The organism is Lactiplantibacillus mudanjiangensis (genome assembly GCF_005405385.1).
GTDB lineage: Bacteria > Bacillota > Bacilli > Lactobacillales > Lactobacillaceae > Lactiplantibacillus > Lactiplantibacillus mudanjiangensis.
In genome coordinates, this window is record NZ_BJDY01000001.1 from 105,629 (window position 1) to 125,590 (window position 19,962).

Below are 19,962 nucleotides of genomic sequence, written 5' to 3' on the forward strand. Positions count from 1 at the left end.
TCATGTTTAATTTTAGCATGAAGTGTTAGTTGGCGGTGTTAATTTTTTATTGGACCGGTGTTAAATTTTTTTGTTGCACATAATCGACTAGTTCGATAATCGTTTTGAACCGATTGAACGGGGTGACTAGATGAACGCCATTAAAGACATTACAGATACCATCAATGAGTTCTTTAGCAATTTGAATGCCAACAGCACGTTCGTTACCATCTTGTTCGGCTTGCTTCATTCGAGCGAGCACTGTTTCAGGCAATCGAATGCCGTGAACTTCTTGATGTAAGAACTCAGCATTGCGATAAGAAACTAGTGGCAATACGCCGACGAAAACTGGGACGTGGATATCATTGGTTTTTAAGGCATCTGCTAAGGCGGTGACGTTGGCTAGATCAAACACCGGTTGGGTGATGAGGTAGTCACAACCGTAGCTTAATTTACGCTCAATCGATTTGGTTGAAACGGTTGTTCGATACGCATTGGGATTAAAAGCCGCGGCGACACGAAAATCGGTAGCTTGCTTGAGCGACTTACCAGTTGGTCCGATGCCACTGTTAAATTGCTTAATCAGTTTAATGAGTTCGACTGAACGGACATCACCAACTGAGGTTGCGCCGGGAAAATCGCCTAATTTAGCGGGATCACCGGTGACCGCTAGAATGTCGTCAATGCCGAGACTGTGTAAGCCCATGATCGTTGATTGTAGCCCGATTAAGTTGTGATCTCGGGTAGTTAAATGCACAATCGGCGTGATTCCATAGGTCAATTTAAGCTGAGCAGCAATGGTCGTATTGGCGATGCGAACACTAGCTAGGGAGTTATCCGATAAGGTAATGCCATCAACACCGGCAGCTTTTAACCGTTGAGCACCGTTGAAAAATTTAGTGGTTTCAAAATCCTTCGGCGGGTCGAGTTCGACTAGCGCTGTTTTTTGCGTTGCCACCTTCTGTAAAAAGGGGTGGCGACCGATTGCGGCTTTAATCGTTGGTGCGGTAACGGGTTGGGTCGCCGCCGTATGAGGTACTAAAGTTCGGCTGGCAAGACCACGCACCAACGCCGCCGTGTGTAGTGGGGTGGTGCCACAGCAACCACCAATCAGATTCAACCCGAGTTGCCGAAAGCGTTCAGCGTAATCTTCAAAGTAACTTGGATCACCATCGTAAACCACTTGCCCATCTTGATCAGTGCCTGGTAAACCGGAGTTGGGATAAACGGCCAACTGAACATTGGCCGGTACTGCCAAGTTTTCAAAAGATTGTGCCAAGTAGTAAGGCCCGAGTCGACAGTTAGTCCCAACCACATCGGCACCAGCGGCTGCTAACTGAATCACCGCATCGGCAAAGGTCGTCCCGTCTTGCAAGACGCCTGGAGCTAACATGGTTAAGTTGGTGATTACTGGTAAAGTGGTTTGGGCCTTAACAAGTTTGAGTGCCGCTAGCAATTCCGGTAAATTATAGTAGGTTTCCAATAAAATACCGTCAAGATCGTCAGTGGCAAGCAAAGCCTGTAGCTGTTCGGTCAGACTGGCTTGGCGGGCGGCGGTATCGGCTTGTTGAACCGTTTGATCGGTATCGCCAGCCAAACCACCGATTGTGCCCAATAAATAAACTGGATGATCAGCTTGTTGCTGCGCTTTTACGGCTAGTTTTACGGCTGCTTGGTTGATTGCGACAACTTGATCCTGGAGACCATAGCGGGTTAACTTTAGGCGGTTGGCTGCATAGGTGTTGGTTTGAATGACATCAGCACCGGCGCTGATATAGGAATTGTGCACCCGTAAAATAGTGTCTGGATGGGTCAAATTAAGTTGTTCAAAGGCCGAGTTAATGCCGTAGTTGCCATATAGCAAGGTACCCATCGCGCCATCGGCAACTAAGACGCGTTGTTTTAAAGCGGTTCTAAAGTCCATCGATCGTCCCTCCCGTCGTGGTTTCTAACCGGGACTGGACTGCATCACGAGCGGCGATCATGTTTTTCAAGGCGGCAATCGTTTCAGGCTCTTGACGGGTCTTTAAGCCACAGTCGGGATTAATCCAGAATTGCCGAGCGTCAATGACGCGTAGTGCGCGTTCGATATTGGCTTTGATTTCGTCAACGGTTGGAACGCGGGGACTGTGGATGTCGTAGACGCCAAGCCCAATTTCTTGTTGGTAACCAGTCTGTTCAAACGCACTGATGATTTCACCATGACTACGCGACGTTTCAATTGAAATGACGTCGGCGTCAAGGGCTTTGATCGTGTCAATAATATCGGTGAAGTTTGAATAACACATATGCGTGTGGATTTGCGTGTCATTGGCAACACCGGTTGTGGTGATCTTAAACGAGTAAACGGCTTCGTCTAAGTAGGCTTGCCAGTGGCGTTGCTTCAATGGTAGGCCTTCTCGCAAGGCGGGTTCGTCGACTTGAATAACCTTGATACCAGCTTTTTCCAAATTTTGCACTTCTTGTCGTAAGGCGAGGGCAATTTGGTTTTGCACTTGAGCGGTTGGTAAATCATCGCGAACGAAGCTCCAGTTGATAATCGTCAGTGGGGCCGTCAGCATGCCTTTGACTGGTTTGTCGGTTAAACTTTGAGCGTATTTGGATGCCGCTACAGTGATTGGTTCAGTATAGGCTACATCACCAAAAATCACTGGTGGCCGCACACCACGTGACCCGTAGGACTGAACCCAGCCGTTTTGAGTGGCATAAAAGCCAGTTAATTTTTGACCGAAATATTCAACCATGTCAGTGCGTTCAAATTCGCCATGTACTAAAACATCCAAACCGAGGTCGTTTTGAATATCAATCCAACGTTTGGTTTCAGCGTTTAAGAAAGCTTGATAGTCAGTATCACTTAAATCGCCATGGCGCCAAGCAGCCCGTTTTGAACGCACGAGTTTGCTTTGTGGAAAACTCCCAATTGTGGTGGTCGGGAGTAGTGGTAAATTAAGGCGATCATGTTGCAATTTGATTCGGGTGGCAAATGGCGCTTGCCGCTCAAATGTTTGATCGGCTAAATGTTGTTCAGCTTGACGTACAGCTTGATTGTTCCGATGACTTGACGTGTTTAATGCTTGTAAGTGTGCTTGGTTGTCATCGAAACGAGCTTGAACACTGGCAATCCCTTGGTTAGCGGCAGTCGTCAACGTGGCCAATTCTTGTAATTTTTGATCCGCAAAAGCAAGGCCACCTAACAGGACTGGATCAGCTTGCGTTTCATTTTTAGTCGTAATCGGTACGTGTAGTAAGGAGTTAGCAGGTTGTAACCAGAGTCGATCGGTCGTCACAATATCAGTGAGTTGTTGGACTAAAGCAAATTTCTTAGTCAAATTACTAGCCCAGACGTTGTGACCGTCAATAATGCCGGCTGCTAACACTTTGTCACTTGGAAAACCGTGATCAACCAAGTGAGCTAAATTTTCACCGTGATCGTGGACTAAGTCTAATCCAATGGCTTGAACCGGCAAATCAACGACTTGATCATATAAATCTAAGCTATCAAAGTAAGTTTGGAGTTCGATTTTAAGTGCCGGGACTGCTTGATGCAATGTGGTAAGTGCTTGTTGATAAGGCAAGATTTCAGCGGAATCTGTGGTTTTAACCAAAGTTGGTTCATCCAGCTGAATCCATTGAGCGCCCGCGGCAACTAATTCGGTGAAGACTTGTTCGTATAACGGTAATAGTTGTGGTAATAATTCGGCTACAGCGGCGTCATCCAGATATTGCCCGTGACGTTTGCCGAGTTTTAAGAACGAAACGGGGCCTAAGATGACGGGTTTGCCATCAATACCAAGTTCAGTTTTAGCTTCTTGATAGTAGCGGAGCCACCGGTTGTCTAATAATTGAAAGTGGACGTCATCGAATTCTGGCACGATGTAATGATAATTAATGTTAAACCATTTGGTCATTTCCGCGGCGGTAGCCGTTTTGGTTCCACGAGCGATAGTATAGTAGTCAGTCAATGTCAGGGCATGATCAAAATGACCAAAGCGGGTTGGAGTAGCGCCAAATGCCGCCAACGTATCTAAAACGTGATCATAATCTGAATTATCGGCGACTGGAATATAATCGACCCCCAAGTCACGTTGCTTGGCTAAATTAGCTAAACGTAAGGTTTTAGCGGTTGCGTGAAATTGGTCTTCATCTAAATCGTGACGCCAGTAATGTTCTAATAAATGCTTCCATTCGCGATGTTCACCTAAGCGGGGATATCCTAAATTACTACTAATAACAGTCATGTATGCCAACTCCTTAAGGTTGTGATTAAATTTTTAGGTTAAAAAAACGGCAACTTGTCCTCTTAAAAGGACGAAGTTGCCGTTCGCGGTACCACCTTAATTTATCAACACCTCACGATATTGATCTTAACCCGTACGTTTCATACGGTCGCCATGTAACGGTGGCTGACTGTCATCACCTAGCAAGTGCTTAGCAATGCCGTTTAGAGGCCATTTTCAAGCGATGCGCCCAGATTCGGTTCCCATTAGCCCGAACTCCCTGTGCTGGTTGTCATCGATTTACTTTCCTCATCAAGACGTTTCTGTTTTTTTGATTGCTTAAAAAATACCACCTTAAAATGATAAAGTCAAACTAAATTTTAATCTTTTTGCCATTCTTGGTTAATTGTTAACTGAAAACTTGCAACACTTGCCACCTGCCGTTCGCCCACCTTGAGCCGGAACGCTGTGGGCGGACCGGTTCAGCTTAACTCAGGTCAGTACGGGCAAGGTTTCTATCGCCATAATGTTTAGTTAATATAAAAAAAGCCAAGTAGCGTCGAAACGCTACCTGGCTAGTGTGGTTACTGAAGGGCTGATTGAACAACCCAGTAGGATTTTTGATTACCTTTGAATCGGTACCAAGTTGTGGTTTTACCAGCTTGTACTTTTACGGCTTTAGCATTAACCGTGACTGTTTGACCAGCAAAATCAGCTGCTGAGCCTGTGTTCTTAGATAGGTAAGGGGAGCTCAAAACATGATTACGTAATGGTGTTTTGGTCGTTGATTTGACCGTCATGTTTTGGCTTAAACTAGTGGTATAACTGATTTTTGCTAATGATAAAGCTTTGCCATAAACCCAGTAGCGTTTAGCATTAGTGGCTTTACTGTAACGGATGCGATACCAAGTGCTCCCGCCAGCTTTGACACCACGCATATCAATGTAAACTTTGCGACCAGTATAAGCATAGCCCCAACCAAGTTGTTTAACGTTGGCTTGGCTACCTTTTACGTGGTTATAGGCGCGATATTTACGATAATTAGCGCTTAAATTGGCCCAGTTGCCGCCGTTAGCTTTATAGTAGCTGACTTTGGCGAACTGCGGTTTCACACTGGTTGTTGCGGTAGTTGAAGACGATGTATCGGTTGTAGCTGTAGGGGTACTACTACTTGCGGCACTGCTACTACTCGTATTGGTTGTTGCATTAGCTGTTCCGCCAAGCGCGTCATATTGTTGTTTAACCAATTGGTAGAACATCGCAAAGGTGTACGCTTGACCAAAATAGGTTTTCCCAGCATTAGCGTAGTAAGTTTTTGGATCGGTGTGATCGGTCCCACCTAGATAAGTAGAAATCGCCCCATGAGACCAGACGGTGCCTTTACCATCATAGGCGGCATCGTCAGGTTGTAAGTTGTATTGCTTCAAAATATAAGCGGTATAGTAGGCCGCGTTGTTCACTTCGCTAGCAAAAGCAGCTTTTGAATGCACTTCAACTTGTTCGAATTGGACGAAGCGTTGATTACCATAGTAACCAGACCCCCAGGCTAAATAATTGGTGTTAGCAATGTTGATAATTTTGCCAGCATCAATAAAGGTATGCACGAAGGCATTTTGATAATTGTTTTTCATATAAGCAATTTCGTTATAAATAGTTGAATTTGGGTTAGCCGTTTCATGAACAGCGACCCCTTCAGGCTTACCGACCCCGTTACGATAAGCATTTTTCGGAAAACCATTCCAAATACTTGAGGTAATTGAAGCTGGTTGTAAATGATTGTTATTAATGTAAGTGTTCACCACAGAATCAGCAGCTTGCGCTGAAGGACCGTGTGTGTTCGTTGCAACCAAACCGATGGTGGTTGCGGCCATCCCCAAAAGTAGGTTGGCTTGCCAAGTTTTCATAATTGAATTTCTCCTTTTTTGGACCACGCCAGACTATCAGCATTGATTATACCGGGTTTTAGCGTAAAAAGTAACCGGGACGATCGAGGATTGGATGGATAATAGGGCGTTTGGTTGTATAAATATGTAAGTTACTAACGGTATAACCCTTAGGCACTAGTATGTATATTGAAATGGACTGAAAGTTTATGCTTGAATGGGCGACTGCGTGAAAATATTTCATTCACTTAACAATTTCATGACACAGTAACATTTGTTAAAAGGCAGTTTCGCTTGTAACAATAATTTAATTTATATTTGGGGCTAAACGCTAGTATTCCCGGGATAAAGTTGGTATACTGGCAAAGTTTGTGTAGCTGGTGGCCCGGTCTGACGGGATTGAGCGCCAAGTTTAATTAACGAAAGGAGCGTAAAAGAATGAACGATTTAACGAAGGGAAAACCATTAAAATTAATTTTTTGGTTTACGATTCCATTATTGATCGGGAATATTTTTCAGCAATTTTATAGCTTATCAGATACGTTGATCGTCGGGCAGACCTTAGGGGTTAAAGCACTGGCGGCCGTGGGTTCAACTGGGAGTGTCCAGTTTTTAATCATTGGGTTTGCCCAAGGGTTAACGGCGGGGCTCTCGATTTTGACGGCCCAACACTATGGTGCCAAAGACTTTAAAGGCGTTCGGCGTAGTTTTGCGATTAGTATTATTGTCAGTTTGGTTGTTGGGATTATATTAACGATTGTTTCATTGATTTTTGTGGATCATATCTTGGTCTTGATGCAAACGCCGACGGATATTATTGATGATGCTCGGACCTTCTTACAAATCATGCTTGGTGGTATGTTAGCGCCAATTGCGTTTAACTTGTTATCCAACATCATTCGGGCGCTCGGGGATAGTCGAACACCATTGTGGTTTTTGATTATTAGTTCGTTGATTAATATTGGCCTGGAATTGCTCTTTATCTTAGGTTTTCACTGGGGAATCGCTGGCGCAGGTTGGGCGACGATCTTGGCCCAATTATTGGCTTCAGTCATGTGTGTTGTTTATATTGTGGTACGCGTGCCGATCTTGCATATCGGACGACGGCACTTTAAGTTACGGCGGGCAGAAGTTACTAGTCATTTGCGGGTTGGACTACCGATGGCTTTTCAAATGTCGATCATTGCGATCGGAACGATTGTCTTGCAGGCGGCTTTGAATAGTTTAGGAACTGATTCCGTGGCTGCAACGACAGCTGCCCAAAAAATTGACCAGTTGGCAACACAACCATTAATGTCTTTTGGGGTCACCATGGCAACGTTTGCGGCGCAAAACTTTGGCGCGCATCAGTACGGCCGAATTATTACGGGTGTCAAACAAACGATGTGGCTATCTGGAGCGTTTAGTGTCGCGGCCGGGGTGATTGAAATCATTTGGGGTCAACAATTAGTCGGTTTATTTGTCGGACATCAAGATATGGCTGTCCTGCATTTGTCACAAACGTACTTTAATATTATCGGAAGTTCGTATATTTTACTTTCAATGTTGTTCATTATGCGAAACACCTTGCAAGGGTTGGGTCGGAGTGCGATTCCAACGTTAGCTGGGGCCGCAGAACTCTTTATGCGCGTCTTTGCGGCATTGATCTTAGTCCGTTTCTTTGCCTATCCAGGAGCTTGTTTCTCAGAACCGTTAGCCTGGTTGGGGTCAGTGGCGGTATTATTACCAGCTTATATTCGGGCCGTTCATGAATTACGGCAACGGATGGCCACCGACAAGACGAATAAAGCGGTCGATTCGACAGTTTCGGTAACAGAATAATGAAAAATGGACTTTTAGTCTTGCAAGTTTGACAAGGATTTGATAATATTTGTTATCATTTAAATGAAGGAGTTATCTTATGACGGTAGAACTAAAGATTGGCGATTACGTCCAAGGTAAAAAATTCGCTTCACTTGAACATGATTTTAAAGGTGAAATTGAAAAAGTTTATGAAAATTCAGTTTTGATTTTAATCAAAGAGTTTGCACAACCTGACAAGCCTGTGGTTGATGAATACAATCACCGGGCAGTTGTTCGCAAAGGTGACGCTAAGTTAATCAAGGCGGCGCCCGTTGTTGCTGAAAAAGTGGAACCAGAAGCATAATTTTTTAAATTTAAGCTGACAAGGCAGAAAATATATGCTATACTATTTTCTGTTGTCAACGCGGGTGTAGTTTAGTGGTAAAATTCAAGCTTCCCAAGCTTGCGTCGCGGGTCCGATTCCCGTCACCCGCTTAAGTTATTAAGCGATCGACTAGTTATGTGCATTCACATGACTAGTTTTTTTTTGCATTAAATTTTGGAGGTCGAATACGAGATGAACTTTAAAGTAGTCACATTCACGGCGTTAACGCCACAACAACTCTATACAATCTATCATTTGCGCGTCGCGGTGTTTGTTGTTGAACAAACTTGTGCTTACCAAGAAGTTGATGATTTAGATTTGACTGCTGAACATTTATTGGGCGTCGATGCCGATGGCCGCTTAATGGCGTATGCGCGACTCATGCAAGCACCCAACCAGCAAGCGAGAATTGGTCGGGTGCTAGTTAATCCAGCTGATCGTGGGCATGGTTACGGTCAATTACTCGTCCAGACAGCTATCGAACAAATTCAGCAGCTATGGCCTGAAACCACCCAGATTAAGATTCAAGCGCAACATTATTTAGATCAATTTTATCAGTCATTTGGGTTTAAACCGGTTTCATCAGTATATTTAGAAGATGATATTCCGCACCAAGACATGATTTTGGCGCTTTAAGCGGCTAGCGCTAGTCAAAGTTAACAAATTCTGTTATACTTACGCATGTTAAAATGAACCACGTTCAATGAGAAAGAGGAGTACGTTAGTTATTTTGCTTAGCAAGTTCGGGATGTTGGGAGCCGAACCAAAAGGCTAACGGAAGCGCGCTTTTGAGAACGACAATTCGATAATCATAAGTGGATATAATATCAATTAGAGTGGTACCGCGGGAAATCTCGTCTCTTACATATTTTTAAATGTGTAGGGGACTTTTTTTGCGGTCCGAGGAGGATAATATGGATTACAAACAACAAGTGGCTAATGCCTTAGCACCAGCTTTAACGGACTTATCCGTTGAAGATATTATGGCTAAGATCGAACAACCAAAGACGTCAAAACAAGGGGACTTAGCGTTTCCAACGTTTACGTTAGCAAAAACGTTACACAAAGCCCCGCAAATGATTGCTGGGGATATCGTTGAAAAGATTGATCAAACTGGTTTTGAAAAAGTCGTTGCCATGGGCCCTTACGTAAACTTTTTCTTGAAAAAGGACGCTTTTGCAGCTGATGTGTTACAACAAGTGTTAACGGATGGCGCCAACTTTGGGGATGCTAAAATCGGCGGTCAAGGCCAAGTGCCAATTGATATGTCTTCACCTAATATCGCCAAACCAATCTCAATGGGTCATTTACGGTCAACTGTTATTGGGAATTCATTAGCGAATATCTTATCAAAGATTGATTACAAACCAGTTAAGATCAATCATTTAGGTGACTGGGGGACGCAGTTTGGGAAGCTTATCACGGCTTACAAGATGTGGGGTAGCGAAGCAGAAGTTAAAGCTGACCCAATCAACAACTTATTGAAGTATTACGTGCGTTTCCATAAAGAAGACGTTGATCATCCTGAAATGGACGACGTGGCGCGTGATTGGTTTAAGAAGTTGGAAAATGGCGATGAAGAAGCCATGCATTTGTGGAAATGGTTCCGTTCAGAATCTTTGAAAGCCTTCCAACAAATTTACAAACGTTTGGATATCGACTTTGATTCCTTTAATGGGGAAGCTTTCTACAATGATAAGATGGCCGAAGTCGTTGACATTTTGGAAAGCAAAGGCTTGTTACAAGAAAGCCAAGGCGCCGAAGTGGTTGACTTATCGAAGTATGATTTGAATCCAGCATTGATCAAGAAGTCTGATGGCGCAACGTTGTATATCACTCGGGACTTAGCTGCTGCTATTTACCGTTACCGGACTTATGATTTTGTCCAATCATTATACGTGGTTGGGAACGAACAATCGAACCATTTCAAGCAATTAAAGGCCGTTTTAAAGGAAATGGGCTTTGATTGGTCGGATCAAATTCATCATATTCCATTCGGTTTGATTACCCAAGGTGGTAAGAAATTATCAACGCGGAGTGGTCGTGTGATCTTATTAGATAAGGTCTTAGATGACGCGGTTGCGTTAGCTCATAAGCAAATTGATGAAAAGAACCCTGACTTAGCAAACAAAGATGCCGTGGCCGATGCGGTTGGGATTGGCGCGGTCGTTTTCCATGATTTGAAGAACGAACGGATGAACAACTTTGACTTTAACTTGGAAGAAGTTGTCCGTTTTGAAGGGGAAACTGGGCCTTACGTGCAATATGCACATGCCCGGGCTGAAAGTATCTTACGCAAAGCTGGCAATCCTGACTTAGCCGCAGCTGGTCAAACATTAAGTGATCCAGCTGCCTGGGATACGTTGAAGTTATTGAGCGAATTCCCAGCAACCGTTGTTCGGGCTAGCGAAGCCTACGAACCATCAGTTGTGGCGAAGTATGCCATTCATTTAGCTAAAGCCTTCAACAAGTATTATGGAAACACCAAGATCTTGGTTGAAGATGACGAATTAAACGCACGCTTAGCCCTAGTTAAGAGTGTCAGCATCGTCTTGAAGGAAGCTTTACGTCTCTTGGGCGTTAAAGCTCCTGATGAAATGTAATTAAATCGTATCAAGTGGTCGCTAGTAGAGATGCTGGCGGCTTTTTTTGATCATTTTTCTGTAAATTTGTAGCTTTATTGTAAATAAGAACATATGTTTGTGAAACTATGTTACAGTTTAGCTACTCAGTTATGTGAAGTAGGGGGTAATAATGCGGATATTGCTTAAGCGCATAAGCTTATTTTTAGGGCAATTTTGGTGGTTAATATTGGTCATACAACTACTATTAACGATAGTCATTTTATTTAGATTGTTATTGACTAATGACAATGGTTGGCAGTTGTTACGTGATGGTTTAAATATGATGGTTTCAATCGCAACGATTGGGGGTATTGTGATTGCACTGATTCAATTCCAATGGACGAATCGAAAGTTTCAATTGGAACTTGAAAATAAACGGTTTGATTATAGTAAACAAGCTTTAGATTATTATGTTGAAATGATTGTACCGTTACTAGACTATGATTTGACAGTTTTTGATGATAGAATTACATCACAACTGATCGCAATTAATCGAAATAATAACCATATCAATCAGAGTATCATTGAGTTAACCATTATTAGTGATCTGTTAATCAATGATACTAGTTCTGAGATGCTAGTTTTCAAAAGTAACCAGACTGCACTAATTACTTGTCTAAGTCGGTTTTCCGGTTATTTTTATTATAAAAAGATCAATGATAAACAAGTGTTGAGTATTGTTAGTTATCGCATACTTTGACATATTAATCACCCCGGGATTAAAACGACCCTTTATTTATTGGCAGATGTGTCAAAAATAAATAATTATGTTACGGTTTTGAACACGGCTGAAAACTATGCTGCAAAACGAAAGTAGGAATAAAAATGAAGTTTATAGATGAGATTGATGAAGAAATTGCCCCAGCGTTTGAAGATCCACAAATCATGCAGGCCACGATTCAGGCTATGTTAGAATCAGATGCGATTTCAGAAGCGACGAAGGAACTTTTAAGAACGGAGCCCATTAAAGAGGTTTGGCGACATAATATGCAACCTTTTGTTGAAGAGTATTATCGTCGTTTAGGGGCCTAAGGAGCCAGCAAAAAAGACACCTGCTAAGGGTGTCTTTTTAGTTTACTTGTCGATATTGAAGTGGGGAGACACCAACCTTTTTCCGGAAAACGCGGCTAAAATAGTGGGCGTCTTCATAGCCCACTTTATGAGCAATCTCACCAACTGAATATTGTAAGCTGGGATTTCGCAGGAGTTCTTGGGCTTTAGTCATGCGATAATCGATTAAATATTCTGAAAAAGTTTGTCCGCAGTTTTGTTTCAATTGTTTACTTAAATGGGTTTCACTAACGAATAAACGTTGTGCGGCTTGAGCTAATGATAAATTATGATCAGAGTAATGGGCTTCAATATAAGCTTGCCCGCTTTGTGCCAAATTAGTTGTGCTGGCAGTTCGTACGGTAACCGTTGGCGTTAGTTGCGTTTTAAATGTTTGCATGAGTTTTTGCAAGTCTGATCGTGGGATCGGCTTTAACAAATAATCTAAAACATTTAATTTTACGGCCCGGCGTGCGAAGTCGAAATCATCGTATCCACTAATAATGACGATTAAGGTCTGTGGAGATCGCTGATTGATGAGCTCAATTAAATCCAAGCCGTTCAGGTCACCTAGATTAATATCAATTAACGCGGCGGCAACTGAGTGATGTTCGAAGTAAGCTAATGCTTGTTGACCATTGGCGGCCATATCAATAACGTCAAAAGGGGTAGCCAGTTGACTCAAGTAGTGGGCTAACCCATTGCGTAAAGCTTGTTCATCATCAACGATTAATAAGTTTTGCATATTAGACATCCCCTTTGATTATTGGTAGATCAAGCTGAACAGTAGTTAGGGTTTCGGTGCTAGTAAAGTGAAGGGTAGCTCGTCCATCGTAAAATAAATGAAGGCGTTGCCGGAGATTATAAATGCCATAACCATTTTGACCACCTTGATAAGTGCCGGCGTTCAATGCTGCTAAAGTGGTTTCAGGGATGGGTGCGCCATCATTACTAACGGTTAGTCGTAAAGTGGTATGATTCAACACTTGTCCTTGAATAAACAGTTGTCCATGTCCATGATTAGCCGGTCGTAAGCCATGATTGATCGCATTTTCAACTAACGGTTGTAAGCTGAAATGCAGTAGCGGTTGGTTCAATAGATCAGCGGGCACGTTGTAATCCCAGCGCGCCAGTTGTGGATGACGAACGGCTTGAATATTGAGGTAGCTTTTTACATGAGTTAATTCATCAGCTAATGTGATGGTGTCTTGCCCATGATTGAGTCCTTTGCGGAAAAACAAACTCAGGTTTTCCAACATGGTGACCGCTGCATCCGGGTCATCGCCCAGAATTTGCCACTGAATGGTGTCTAATGTGTTATATAAAAAGTGCGGTTGAATTTGAGCTTGCAACACTTGAATTGCAGCATCGCGAGATTTCGTTTCATTGAGATATACTTCAGCTAGCATCTGATTAAATGTGGTGGCTAAACTTTTGATTTCGGTTGGCCCCGCTTCAACGGCGCGAACCTGGCGATTGCCGTTTTGAACTTGAGTCATGGTGGTCGTTAGGGACACCATTGGTTGAATGATCTGTCGTAATAATAAAATTAATAATAGTCCTAAAAGGCCAATGACCACTAAAGCAATGACAATTAGTAAACGTAAGAGTTGTTGGGTGTTTTCACCGAGTCGTTTTTTAGGCACGATGTAATTAACTTTCCATTGAGGTAATAGGCTTAGTGAGGCTGTTAGTAGTAATTCGGTTTTGGGATTAACTTGTGGTGAGTCATTGTCGGCGCTTAAAATGACACCCTTGCCATCATAGATCGTCAAGTTTTTCGCTAGGGCTTCGACCTTAGTTAGTGGGACTGCCGCGGCTAAATAAGTTGTGTCATCAGTTAAGGGTCGTGCTAATCGGTATAAAATAATCACGATGGATCGATGATCTTCTCGTGAGGTTAGTAAATTACTGACGGCATAGTGGCGTTTGGGATGTGCGACTAGTTCTTGGTAATATTGTCGGTTTCGAACTGAAAAATCGGGATAATCAGGTGAATGTGAAATACCATCCTTAGAAACCAACCGGATGGAGCCGTAATTATGGTGATCAAAATTTTCTACGGCGTTGGTTTCTTGGAAGAGCGCGTCCCGTGAATAAGACTGTCGGGCTGGTAAATCAGCTAGTAATCGCAGTTCAGCCAGACGTTCGCCAAACCAGCTGTTGATTTGATCGGTCCGATTATCGACCACGCGCTGCGTCACTGATGTATTCAACGGTAAAATATTGCGGCTCATTTCTAGTTTCATTGTCAGATAGATTAAGCCAATGAGACTTAATGAGGTAATGAGAAATAATCCCACAGTTTGTTTTTTGAGTGAGTGCATGTTGGTGTCCCCCCGAACGCCTTTTTGTACATTATTTCACGAATAGACCAGAAAAGTCCACCTAATCTCTAAAAAGTCCAACGAAAACGCTCAGTATTATTGATATCCTAACCTTATCAATAAATAGCGGAGGGGATTTTGAGATGAAAAAACAATTATGTGCTATTTTGACAGCGGTCACAACTGGCCTGTTACTAACGGCTTGTTCAATGGCAAGCAAAACGCAAACGGTTGAAGGCACTGGAACGGGGAAACATGGTGAGATTAAAGTTGCGGTGACGTTTAAAGGCAATAAGATTGAAAAGATCAAGGTCTTAAGTCAAAACGAAAATAAAGTCTTGGCGAAACCAGTCTATAGCCAGCTAAAGGATACGATTGTCGCTAAAAATTCAACGGATGTTGATGTGATTAGTGGGTCAACGTATACGAGCAAAGGGTATATCGCGGCGATCAATGCAGCAGTTAAAAAGGCCGGGATTACCTTAAAAACAACGAAGACAAAGTCGAAGTCAACGGAACCAAAAGTTGGCAAAACTAATCATTTTGATGTTGTGGTGGTCGGTTCCGGTGGTGGTGGCTTTAGTGCCGCAATCGAAGCTAAAAAAGCCGGTAAAAAGGTGGCTATCATTGAAAAGATGCCAACCGTTGGGGGCAATACGTTGATTTCCGGTGGTGAAATGAATGCCCCTGGTAACTGGGTCCAAAAGAAGCTCGGTATCAAAGGAGACTCCGTAAAGAGCTACTACAAAGACACCATGAAAGGTGGCGACTACCTCGGTGATCCGAAGATGGTGCACATTTTAGCCAATAATGCGCTAGGTTCAGCGAAGTGGTTGCGTAATGATATTCATGTGAAATTCATCAATGATCAACTGTTCCAATTTGGGGGACATAGCTATAAACGGGCGCTGATCCCAGTAGGACATACGGGACAAGAGTTGGTCACCAAGTTGGACAAGAAAGCTAAATCATTGAAGATTCCAATTTATACCAATATGAAGGCCAAAAGTTTAATTAAACGTAATGACCGAATTGTCGGCGTTAAAGCTCGGTATCAAGATAAAAAGAATGTGACGTTCAATGCTAAAAAGGCCGTGATTTTAACGACTGGTGGTTTTGGATCGAACGTAAAAATGCGGACCAAATATAACAAAGAATATGACAAACGCTACAAGTCAACGGATACAGCCGGTACGATGGGTGATGGAATCGTGATGGCACAAAACGTTGGGGCCAAGTTAACGAATATGAAATATATTCAAACGTACCCAATTGCTAATCCGAAGACGGGGATGATTTCCTTGTTGGCTGATACGCGTTTTGATGGCGCAATTTTAGTCAACCAAGAAGGCAATCGCTTTGTTGAAGAATTGGAACGGCGTGATGTCATTTCTAAGGCGATCTTAAAACAAACCGGTGGCTACACGTATCAAATCTGGAATGATAAGATTGATGGGATTTCTAAGACGAAAGCTGCTCATAAAGCGGAATACAACGAATTGATCAAACAAGGATTACTTTATAAAGCTGATACGATCGATGAATTGGCCAAGGACTTCAAGATTGATCCGGCCGCTTTAAAAGCCACAATCAAAAAAGTCAATCGTTACGCCAAAACGGGTAAAGATAAAGACTTCCATCATCGGGCTGGGTTAGTCTCTTTAGCTAAAGGGCCTTACTATATTGAAAAAGCGGTGCCATCTGTGCATCATACGATGGGTGGTCTGGTGATCAATGAAAAGACCGAAGTGCTCAATAAAAAGGGTAAAGCCATTCCAGGTTTATATGCCGCTGGTGAATTAACGGGTGTTATCCAGGGGTCTAACCGCTTAGGTGGTAACGCGATCGCCGATATCATCACGTTTGGTCGGATTGCGGGTAAGACAGCAGGAAAACTTTAAATTGCTAATTTCTCAAACGGCGAACCGAAACTGGGTCGCCGTTTTTTTTAAAACAAAAAACCTGTTATTCATATAACCGAGTTTTGCTCGACTATCAATAACAGGCTTGATGCTTTTAGAAAATTTGTTTCGCACGTTTTAGCAAATCTTTAACGATTTTTGGTTGAAGATGGCCAATTATTTTTCCGTGACGACCTTCAAAGTCAAAATTTGGCATTTGATAGGTCACAATGCTGCCGTGGATACCACTGGCGATATCGGCAATTGGAACATACATTGGCCCATTTCTTAGTTTTGAAGTAATTGGCATGCCAATAATCATGCCGGTATAAGCGTTATACTGAGTCTTTGAGATCACAACAAATGGTCTTCTGATATTCCCAACGGCCGGATCATGTCCGCCTTCTTCGTGACCAACATGGGGTTCAGCATCAATCATAATTAAGTCACCTTGTTTTGGACTTACCATTCGACGCCTTCCTTACCAACGGAGGATATTAAACCGTAGTTGCCATCAAGTTCTAGATTTTTTTGAAAATCAACGGTAGCATACTCACCATTAGTCCAGGGGTTATCATCTCGACTGACTGGCTGGTATTCGAGCGTACCATCAGCTTTTTTTCGTAGAATAAATTTAGTGTTATCAGTTACGCCGGCCGAAACTGGCACAGTTAACATTAATGAGTTACCGACTTTTCGAGTGGCATATTCACCGATAATACGGCTTTTTGAACTAGCTTTTTTCATTGTCAGCCCTCCTTTTGTATAAACTAGTATATACACAGGATGAGCTGATTTCAAGTGAATAAGCTTAATGAGTAGCTAAAAATAACTTATTCTGTAAACAGAAAATGACTACGGATTTTTAGATGTGTGGCAGTTGTTCCACCTTCTTTATGAGATGGCGACTTAAAAGTAGCTTACACCAACCTGGTTGCGCTAAAATAAGATGAACGAATTCGGAACCTTTAACTTGTCCAGTACCTTACTACAGGTTGTAAGCTGATTTCATCACCAAATTATTGGACGAGGAGTTGTTTAAATGTTAGCCATTTTAATTGGATTAACGATCGGAATCGGGCTACCGATTCAAACGAGTATTAATTCGCGTTTGCGTGATTCCGTGGGATCGCCATTTTTAGCGTCATTGGTGTCATTTACGATTGGGACCGTGTTTTTAGCAATTGTCACATTGACGCTAGATCATACGCTTTTATTTTCGGCGGGATTATTTGCGTCGCAACCGTGGTGGCTATGGCTCGGTGGCCTGTTTGGGGTTATTTATCTAACGGGAAATATTTTACTGTTTCCGAAATTAGGTAGCGTACAAACGGTTATCATGCCTGTTTTAGGTCAGATTTTGATGGGGTTGTTGATTGATAATTATGGCTGGTTTGACTCAAAAGTGACGGCGTTAACGGTCACACGCGGGTTAGGGGCGTTGTTGGTCTTACTCGGTGTGATTTGTACGGTTGCACTGAGCAACTACCTAGCTAATCGGCATCAAGTTGCAGAAACTAAACCGGCGCCAGGATTGTGGCTTTGGCGATTAACTGGGGTGTTAACTGGGATGCTAAGTGCTTCACAAACGGCGGTTAACGGGCATTTGGGTGTCGTTTTAGGTTCATCATTAGAGGCCGCACTTGTGTCATTTTTTGTGGGTGCTGTTGCTTTATTATTGATCGTGCTAGTGACACGGACACCTGTCCAATTGGCAACGCCAGCCTCAGCCACGCATAATCCATGGTGGATGTGGGTTGGTGGATTAATTGGTGCGCTATATGTGCTTGGCAACGTGGTCCTCGTACCAATTGTCGGCACTGGTCTAGCTGTCGTGATTGTGCTAGTTGGTCTAATGGCAGGGAGCTTACTCATTGATCAGTTCGGCTGGTTAGGTGCAAAACGACATCCAATTACGATGGTACAAGTTGTGGGACTCGTGATCATGATTGTGGGTGTGGTTTTGATTCGGTTAGTTTAAAAGGAATATAGAATTTAATTCTAGCAAAAAGGAGCCAGCGTGTGATTACGTTGGCTTCTTTTTATAACCAATCATTTTGTCATTAAAATATAATCAAAATAATCTTTATTGATAGCGTTTAACTATAATAATCTGAAAGTGAATAAAATCACAATGTGTTAGTAGAAGAACGGTGCTTATTGTCTTGCCAGGAGTAATTGCAGTTAACGGTACATTGGCAGTTACTGGTACCGCAGTGATGACTAAAGGAATAAATGACTTAGTTAATGGTGTGACAACAACTCAGTTTAATAATGGTGATCGACCGGAAAGTCGCACCTTTGCAAAAGGGATTGAGGGAAAATACAATGGAAAAAAAGTACATTATCGAGTGGATGCAGAACCACAAGGTAAAAAGCTACAAATCCAGTGTAATGAAAATAAAGTTCCTGATTTTAGATTGAAATATGAAAAAATAAATTCAATTAAAGATGCCATTGAACAAATTCCAAAAGCTGTGAAAAAAAATTTAACTCAAGGAAAATTACAGGATATGGCAAAAGCTGTATATCGAGCTGCTCAGTCATTAAAATAGAGGAGAAGTATATGATTGCATTTGTTAAAATTGAGGATAGTAGTGTTGATGTTAATATCGGTTATACAGAAATTGCAGAAAAAATTTGGGGTTTTCAGTATAGTCAGACACCGATTTTCGTCAACCATGATAGTTACGGTATTGATTCTAATAATGGTTTCTTTTTGAGCTTTTCATTATTTTTATCAGATTATACAAAAAGATGGATACCGGTAGAAGGTAGTTGGGACTCGACAAATTTAATGGTACGTCAGGTTAAAAAGAATCCAGATCAGATTGTCATTATGACTGGATTTGAACAAGAACTCTTGATTAATCAAAAAGGTTTTTATAATTTAGTCGCTTATATTGCTAAACATATTGGCGGCAAAATTATGGTTGGTGAAAATGGTGATTGGATCGATCTAGCTACTTTTTCTAATAAATATCACGAAATTATGACAACTCCATTTGCCGAAGCAGTTGATAAAAGCATTGAGTATGGTAGCCAATTTGCACCAGGTAAAGAAGAACCAGGAATGGATCGGTATTTTTATTGATCAGATTATTGACTAGTTGGACTGGAGGAAGCTAATGATTGCCTTTGTTAAGTTTGACTCTAGTGAAGCAAATGTAAGTATTGATTATATCAAGCTAGCTGAGAAAGTCTGGGGATTTGAATATAGTGAAATGCCGATATTTGTGAATCACGGTGGTATTAAGCTAGATTCACATGACGGATTTTATCTTGATTTTTCCCTATTTTTGTCAGATTATACGGAAAAGTGGGTATCGGTAAAAGTTGGCTGGGATTCGACTGAGTTAATGATTAATCTAGTTAAGAATGTTCCAAATCAGATTGCAATCATGACCGCGTTTGAACAAGAACTTTTAATTAATCAAAAGGGATTCTATAATTTAGTGGCTTATATTGCAAAGAATGTTAACGGTGAGATCATGGTTGGCGAAAACAGTGACTGGATTGATTTAACCACTTTCACTAATCAGTATCGTGAAATTATGACGGTACCATTTGCAGAAGCGGTTGATCAAAGTATCAAATTTGGTAGTCAGCATGCACCAGGTAAGAAAGATTCAGGAACTGATCGTTACCTTTATTAGATAAAAAACATTCAAATCAAGAATAACTGGGCGTCTTGTTGGGTGTGATGCGTTTGCTGTCACCACAACAAGGCGCTTTTTAAATTCGAAAAATAGCTTAATTAGATAAATTAAACGGATATTAGTTAAAAATGTATCTCGATAAACCACGATAATAA

Annotated in this window: 18 protein-coding genes, 1 tRNA gene and 1 other annotated feature; of the genes, 12 read left to right on the plus strand and 7 right to left on the minus strand. The window is 42.1% G+C overall.

Going from position 1 to position 19,962, the window contains the following annotated elements:
• Window positions 1-46 precede the first annotated feature (46 nt).
• The 3 genes from FFM84_RS00560 to FFM84_RS00570 form a co-directional block, all read right to left on the minus strand.
• Entirely contained in the window at window positions 47-1,903 is a 1,857-nt protein-coding gene (locus FFM84_RS00560) for a bifunctional homocysteine S-methyltransferase/methylenetetrahydrofolate reductase (protein WP_130846033.1), read from the minus strand.
• Complete coding sequence (gene metE, locus FFM84_RS00565) at window positions 1,893-4,217, minus strand: 5-methyltetrahydropteroyltriglutamate--homocysteine S-methyltransferase (RefSeq protein ID WP_130846032.1); 2,325 nt, start codon at window positions 4,215-4,217, stop codon at window positions 1,893-1,895. The genes FFM84_RS00560 and metE overlap by 11 nt, the downstream gene beginning before the upstream one ends.
• Before the next feature lie 63 nt (window positions 4,218-4,280).
• Window positions 4,281-4,521, minus strand: a binding site (T-box leader).
• A gap of 259 nt (window positions 4,522-4,780) precedes the next feature.
• The gene (locus FFM84_RS00570) at window positions 4,781-6,100 is read right to left on the minus strand and encodes a peptidoglycan recognition protein family protein (RefSeq protein WP_130846031.1); all 1,320 of its coding nucleotides are present in this window, start codon (window positions 6,098-6,100) and stop codon (window positions 4,781-4,783) included.
• Between the two features lie 417 nt (window positions 6,101-6,517).
• Here FFM84_RS00570 and FFM84_RS00575 point away from each other — a divergent pair, with 417 nt between their 5' ends.
• The 7 genes from FFM84_RS00575 to FFM84_RS00605 all read left to right on the plus strand — a co-directional run bounded on the left by FFM84_RS00575 (window position 6,518) and on the right by FFM84_RS00605 (window position 11,902).
• Window positions 6,518-7,900: an MATE family efflux transporter gene (locus tag FFM84_RS00575; protein ID WP_130846030.1), complete on the plus strand. Its 1,383-nt coding sequence runs from the start codon at window positions 6,518-6,520 to the stop codon at window positions 7,898-7,900.
• 79 nt (window positions 7,901-7,979) lie between these two features.
• Entirely contained in the window at window positions 7,980-8,225 is a 246-nt protein-coding gene (locus FFM84_RS00580; RefSeq protein WP_130846029.1) for a DUF2187 domain-containing protein, read from the plus strand.
• Window positions 8,226-8,285: 60 nt separating this feature from the next.
• Window positions 8,286-8,356, plus strand: a tRNA-Gly gene (locus tag FFM84_RS00585).
• Window positions 8,357-8,438: 82 nt separating this feature from the next.
• Complete coding sequence (locus tag FFM84_RS00590) at window positions 8,439-8,882, plus strand: GNAT family N-acetyltransferase (RefSeq protein WP_130846028.1); 444 nt, start codon at window positions 8,439-8,441, stop codon at window positions 8,880-8,882.
• 278 nt (window positions 8,883-9,160) lie between these two features.
• Window positions 9,161-10,849, plus strand: coding sequence for an arginine--tRNA ligase (argS, locus tag FFM84_RS00595; RefSeq protein ID WP_130846027.1), 1,689 nt, complete (start codon window positions 9,161-9,163; stop codon window positions 10,847-10,849).
• A 208-nt stretch (window positions 10,850-11,057) separates the two neighbouring features.
• Window positions 11,058-11,570, plus strand: coding sequence for a hypothetical protein (locus FFM84_RS00600; RefSeq protein ID WP_130846784.1), 513 nt, complete (start codon window positions 11,058-11,060; stop codon window positions 11,568-11,570).
• A gap of 125 nt (window positions 11,571-11,695) precedes the next feature.
• Window positions 11,696-11,902, plus strand: a complete 207-nt coding sequence (locus tag FFM84_RS00605) for a hypothetical protein (protein ID WP_130846025.1) — start codon at window positions 11,696-11,698, stop codon at window positions 11,900-11,902.
• 37 nt (window positions 11,903-11,939) lie between these two features.
• On the opposite strand, the gene FFM84_RS00610 is transcribed toward FFM84_RS00605, so the two are convergent.
• Both FFM84_RS00610 and FFM84_RS00615 read right to left on the minus strand, forming a co-directional pair.
• On the minus strand, window positions 11,940-12,665 hold the full coding sequence (locus tag FFM84_RS00610) for a response regulator transcription factor (RefSeq protein ID WP_165444303.1): 726 nt from the start codon (window positions 12,663-12,665) through the stop codon (window positions 11,940-11,942).
• Window position 12,666: 1 nt separating this feature from the next.
• Complete coding sequence (locus FFM84_RS00615; RefSeq protein WP_130846023.1) at window positions 12,667-14,247, minus strand: cache domain-containing sensor histidine kinase; 1,581 nt, start codon at window positions 14,245-14,247, stop codon at window positions 12,667-12,669.
• A gap of 143 nt (window positions 14,248-14,390) precedes the next feature.
• Between FFM84_RS00615 and FFM84_RS00620 the strand changes: the two genes are divergently transcribed.
• A complete protein-coding gene (locus tag FFM84_RS00620) occupies window positions 14,391-16,148 on the plus strand; it encodes a flavocytochrome c (RefSeq protein WP_130846022.1) in 1,758 nt (585 codons plus the stop codon).
• 115 nt (window positions 16,149-16,263) lie between these two features.
• Here the strand turns inward: FFM84_RS00620 and FFM84_RS00625 are convergent, their stop codons facing one another.
• Both FFM84_RS00625 and FFM84_RS00630 read right to left on the minus strand, forming a co-directional pair.
• The gene (locus FFM84_RS00625) at window positions 16,264-16,617 is read right to left on the minus strand and encodes a type II toxin-antitoxin system PemK/MazF family toxin (RefSeq protein ID WP_130846021.1); all 354 of its coding nucleotides are present in this window, start codon (window positions 16,615-16,617) and stop codon (window positions 16,264-16,266) included.
• Window positions 16,611-16,895, minus strand: coding sequence for a hypothetical protein (locus FFM84_RS00630; RefSeq protein ID WP_130846020.1), 285 nt, complete (start codon window positions 16,893-16,895; stop codon window positions 16,611-16,613). The genes FFM84_RS00625 and FFM84_RS00630 overlap by 7 nt, the downstream gene beginning before the upstream one ends.
• Window positions 16,896-17,190: 295 nt before the next feature.
• On the opposite strand from FFM84_RS00630, the gene FFM84_RS00635 reads away from it, so the two are divergent.
• The 4 genes from FFM84_RS00635 (at window position 17,191) to FFM84_RS00650 (ending at window position 19,804) form a co-directional block, all read left to right on the plus strand.
• Window positions 17,191-18,129, plus strand: coding sequence for a DMT family transporter (locus FFM84_RS00635; protein ID WP_130846019.1), 939 nt, complete (start codon window positions 17,191-17,193; stop codon window positions 18,127-18,129).
• 184 nt (window positions 18,130-18,313) lie between these two features.
• Window positions 18,314-18,703: a hypothetical protein gene (locus tag FFM84_RS00640; protein WP_130846018.1), complete on the plus strand. Its 390-nt coding sequence runs from the start codon at window positions 18,314-18,316 to the stop codon at window positions 18,701-18,703.
• An 11-nt stretch (window positions 18,704-18,714) separates the two neighbouring features.
• Window positions 18,715-19,242, plus strand: coding sequence for a hypothetical protein (locus FFM84_RS00645; RefSeq protein WP_130846017.1), 528 nt, complete (start codon window positions 18,715-18,717; stop codon window positions 19,240-19,242).
• Between the two features lie 34 nt (window positions 19,243-19,276).
• The gene (locus FFM84_RS00650; protein ID WP_130846016.1) at window positions 19,277-19,804 is read left to right on the plus strand and encodes a hypothetical protein; all 528 of its coding nucleotides are present in this window, start codon (window positions 19,277-19,279) and stop codon (window positions 19,802-19,804) included.
• Window positions 19,805-19,962 lie beyond the last annotated feature (158 nt).

Excerpts from the sequence above, each read along its gene's own strand:
- FFM84_RS00570 (WP_130846031.1), bottom strand. The coding sequence starts at position 6,100 with ATGAAAACTTGGCAAGCCAACCTACTTTTGGGGATGGCCGCAACCACC.
- FFM84_RS00615 (WP_130846023.1), bottom strand. The coding sequence starts at position 14,247 with ATGCACTCACTCAAAAAACAAACTGTGGGATTATTTCTCATTACCTCA.
- FFM84_RS00625 (WP_130846021.1), bottom strand. The coding sequence starts at position 16,617 with ATGGTAAGTCCAAAACAAGGTGACTTAATTATGATTGATGCTGAACCC.
- FFM84_RS00575 (WP_130846030.1), top strand. The coding sequence starts at position 6,518 with ATGAACGATTTAACGAAGGGAAAACCATTAAAATTAATTTTTTGGTTT.
- FFM84_RS00620 (WP_130846022.1), top strand. The coding sequence starts at position 14,391 with ATGAAAAAACAATTATGTGCTATTTTGACAGCGGTCACAACTGGCCTG.
- FFM84_RS00645 (WP_130846017.1), top strand. The coding sequence starts at position 18,715 with ATGATTGCATTTGTTAAAATTGAGGATAGTAGTGTTGATGTTAATATC.
- FFM84_RS00560 (WP_130846033.1), bottom strand. The coding sequence starts at position 1,903 with ATGGACTTTAGAACCGCTTTAAAACAACGCGTCTTAGTTGCCGATGGC.
- FFM84_RS00650 (WP_130846016.1), top strand. The coding sequence starts at position 19,277 with ATGATTGCCTTTGTTAAGTTTGACTCTAGTGAAGCAAATGTAAGTATT.
- FFM84_RS00580 (WP_130846029.1), top strand. The coding sequence starts at position 7,980 with ATGACGGTAGAACTAAAGATTGGCGATTACGTCCAAGGTAAAAAATTC.
- argS (WP_130846027.1), top strand. The coding sequence starts at position 9,161 with ATGGATTACAAACAACAAGTGGCTAATGCCTTAGCACCAGCTTTAACG.
- FFM84_RS00610 (WP_165444303.1), bottom strand. The coding sequence starts at position 12,665 with ATGCAAAACTTATTAATCGTTGATGATGAACAAGCTTTACGCAATGGG.
- FFM84_RS00605 (WP_130846025.1), top strand. The coding sequence starts at position 11,696 with ATGAAGTTTATAGATGAGATTGATGAAGAAATTGCCCCAGCGTTTGAA.
- FFM84_RS00630 (WP_130846020.1), bottom strand. The coding sequence starts at position 16,895 with ATGAAAAAAGCTAGTTCAAAAAGCCGTATTATCGGTGAATATGCCACT.
- FFM84_RS00590 (WP_130846028.1), top strand. The coding sequence starts at position 8,439 with ATGAACTTTAAAGTAGTCACATTCACGGCGTTAACGCCACAACAACTC.
- FFM84_RS00635 (WP_130846019.1), top strand. The coding sequence starts at position 17,191 with ATGTTAGCCATTTTAATTGGATTAACGATCGGAATCGGGCTACCGATT.
- metE (WP_130846032.1), bottom strand. The coding sequence starts at position 4,217 with ATGACTGTTATTAGTAGTAATTTAGGATATCCCCGCTTAGGTGAACAT.